4 protein-coding genes are annotated in these 2,980 nt (G+C 79.5%); all 4 read right to left on the reverse strand.

Going from position 1 to position 2,980, the window contains the following annotated elements; genetic code table 11:
• Positions 1–1,271 (reverse strand): YifB family Mg chelatase-like AAA ATPase (locus tag HLB09_RS15040; RefSeq protein WP_171204141.1); only part of this gene is annotated, 1,271 nt, incomplete at its 3' end.
• A complete protein-coding gene (locus HLB09_RS19535; RefSeq protein ID WP_171204142.1) occupies positions 1,271–1,651 on the reverse strand; it encodes a YraN family protein in 381 nt (126 codons plus the stop codon). The genes HLB09_RS15040 and HLB09_RS19535, both read right to left, overlap by 1 nt.
• A 181-nt stretch (positions 1,652–1,832) precedes the next feature.
• The gene (locus tag HLB09_RS15050) at positions 1,833–2,141 is read right to left on the reverse strand and encodes a DUF2469 domain-containing protein (RefSeq protein WP_171204143.1); all 309 of its coding nucleotides are present in this window, start codon (positions 2,139–2,141) and stop codon (positions 1,833–1,835) included.
• A partial coding sequence (locus HLB09_RS15055; protein WP_171204144.1) for a ribonuclease HII occupies positions 2,138–2,980 on the reverse strand: 843 nt, incomplete at its 5' end. The genes HLB09_RS15055 and HLB09_RS15050, both read right to left, overlap by 4 nt.

Consider the following 2,980-nt stretch of genomic DNA (forward strand, 5'->3'; position numbering starts at 1 on the left):
GCGGCGCGGACGCGGGCGGCCACGACCGCCGTCGTCTCCCCCTCCGCCCCGAGGGCGAGCGCGGCCCGCGAGGGGGCCGCCACCTCGACCTGGAGGTCGACCCGGTCGAGCAGCGGCCCGGACAGCCGGGCGAGGTAGCGCCGCCGCTCCACCGAGGCGCACGTGCACGCGTCGCCGCGCCCGCTCGCGCGCCCGCACGGGCAGGGGTTGGCCGCGAGCACGAGCTGGAAGCGCGCCGGGTAGCGGGCCGCCCCGCCGGCCCGCGCGATGACGAGGCTGCCGTGCTCGAGCGGCTGCCGGAGCGCCTCGAGGACGTCCTTGCGGAACTCGGGGGCCTCGTCGAGGAAGAGGACGCCCCGGTGCGCCCGCGAGGCGGCGCCGGGGCGGACGACGCCGCTGCCGCCGCCGACGACCGAGGGCGTGGTCGCCGTGTGGTGCGGGTCCTCGAAGGGCGGGCGGCGCAGCAGGCCGCCGGCCGCGTCGAAGGTGCCCGCGACCGAGTGCACCGCGGTGACCTCGACCGCCTCCTCGTCGTCGAGGTCGGGCAGCAGCCCCGGCAGGCGGGCGGCGAGCATGGTCTTGCCGGCGCCCGGCGGTCCCACGAGCAGCAGGTGGTGCCCGCCCGCGGCGGCCACCTCGACGGCCCGCCGCGCCTCGTCCTGGCCGACGACGTCCGCGAGGTCCGGTGGCGTCGCCGTCACGGGGGCGGGACCGGGGCGGCGCGCGGGGGGCTCGTCCGGGTCGCACGCCGCGTCGACCTCGCCGCCGTGCCCGCGGACCACCGCCGCGAGCGACGCAGCCGCGCGCACCTGGGCCCCCGGCACGAGCTCCGCCTCCGCCGCGTTCTCCTGCGGCACCACCACGCGCGGCGAGCCGGCGCGGACGGCGGCGACCACCGCGGGCAGGACGCCGCGCACCGGGCGCAGGCTCCCGTCGAGGCCGAGCTCCCCGAGGTGCGTCCAGCCGCGGACCGCCTCGCGCGCCACCCCGCCCTCCGCCGCGAGGACGGCGACGGCCACCGCGAGGTCGAAGCCGGCGCCCTGCTTGGGCAGCGAGGCGGGCGAGAGGTTCACGGTGACGCGCCGCGACGGCAGCGAGCAGCCGATGCCCGCGAGCGCCGCCCGGACGCGGTCGCGCGACTGGCCGAGGGACGTGTCCGGCAGGCCGGTGACGACGAAGGCCGGCAGGCCGGGGGTCACGAAGGCCTCGACCTCCACGACGGCGCCGGCGAGCCCGACGAGGGCGATGCCGCGCGTGGCGCCCAGCCCCATCACGCCACCCCGCGCAGGTGCTCGACGCGGGCCGGGCCCGCGGGCGGGCGCAGCACGGCGACCGCGTCGACGCGCAGGCTGCCCGCCCGCTCCCCCGAGGCGTCCGCGAAGGCCACGAGCAGGCGCCGCACGCGCGCGGCCTTCACGGGCGTCACGGCCTCGAAGGGGTGGCCGGCGCCCGGCGTTCCCGCGGGGCCGCAGCGGCGGGTCTTCACCTCCACCGCCACGAGGGCGTCGCCGTCGCGGGCGACGACGTCGATCTCCCCGCGCACCGGGTCCGTGCAGCGCCAGTTGCGCGCCACCACCCGCATCCCGGCGGCCTCCAGGTGCGCCACCGCCACCTGCTCGCCGTACCGGCCCACCGCGTCGCTCGTCCGCACGAGAACCACCTCCGCGCCGCAGCGTGCGCGGCGCGGGACAGCGGCGGTCGGTGACGGCGCCCGGCTGTGGAGGGCCGGGCCCGGCCGGGGGCTGTGCGCACCGGGCGGACGCGCGGCGGGCGGCGCCGGGCGTCGGCGGGACGGGGACCGGCGGGGCGGCGGCCGACGGCTCAGCCGGTCGTCACGTCTCCGGGACGGTGAGGTCGGACTTGGCCAGCTCCTCGACGTTGACGTCCTTGAAGGTGACGACGCGCACCTGCTTGACGAAGCGCGCCGACCGGTAGACGTCCCACACCCACGCGTCGGTGAGCGTCAGCTCGAACCAGACCTCACCGTCGGTGCTGCGCGGCACGAGGTCCACGGAGTTGGCGAGGTAGAAGCGGCGCTCCGTTTCGACGACGTAGGCGAACAGGCCCACGACGTCGCGGTACTCCCGGTAGAGCGCGAGCTCCATCTCGGTCTCGTAGTCCTCGAGGTCCTCAGCGCTCATGGGCCCTTCCGCGCGCTCGGGGCCGGCACCGCCGCCGGCAGGTCGCCGTCCATCCTGCCCGACGCCGGGCGCCTGTCCCGACCGGCGGGCGCCTGCACCGGCAGCTCCGCGAGGGCGGCCGCGACGGCGGGTCCCCGTCCCGGCTCCTCCGCGGCCTCCCCTTCCGGCGCCGCGGCGGCGGGCACGGGCTCGCAGCCCGGCAGCCGCCAGCTGCGCCGGTGCTGGACGCAGGGCCCGTGGCGGCGCAGCGCGGCCAGGTGGTCGGGGGCGGAGTAGCCCTTGTTGCCGGACCAGCCGTAGCGCTCGTCGCGGGCGCCGAGGTCGCGCAGCAGGGCGTCGCGCTCGGTCTTGGCGAGGACGCTGGCGGCGGCCACGGCCGCGCAGCGCAGGTCGGCCTTGACCTGCGTGCGCACCAGCCACGGGTCGGTCCGGGCGCCGCCGCGGGGCACCGGTGTCGACAGCCAGTCGTGCGAGCCGTCGAGCAGCACGACGTCCGGGACGACGGCCAGCTGCTCGAGCGCCCGCCGCCCGGCCAGCCGCAGCGCGCGGACGATGCCCAGGGCGTCGACCTCCCCCGCGCTGGCGTGCCCGACGGCGTGCGCGGGCGCCCAGCGGCGCAGGCGCGGGGCGAGGGCCTCGCGCGCCTCGGGAGCGAGCAGCTTGGAGTCCCGCAGCCCGGCAGGGGCCGTCCGCGTGGCCGCGTCCACGACGGCGACGCCGACGCTCACGGGTCCGGCGAGGGCGCCGCGGCCCACCTCGTCGACCCCGGCCACGAGGAGGTGGCCCTCGCGCAGGAGCGCGCGCTCGGCCCGGAGGGTGGGGGTCGACCCGCGGGTCCC

Origin of the sequence: Pseudokineococcus marinus (assembly GCF_013004605.1) — a bacterium.
Taxonomy (GTDB): domain Bacteria; phylum Actinomycetota; class Actinomycetes; order Actinomycetales; family Quadrisphaeraceae; genus Pseudokineococcus; species Pseudokineococcus marinus.

What these genes read in the sequence shown, in the direction of transcription:
- HLB09_RS15050 (WP_171204143.1), bottom strand. Translation starts at nt 2,141, where the DNA reads ATGAGCGCTGAGGACCTCGAGGACTACGAGACCGAGATGGAGCTCGCG.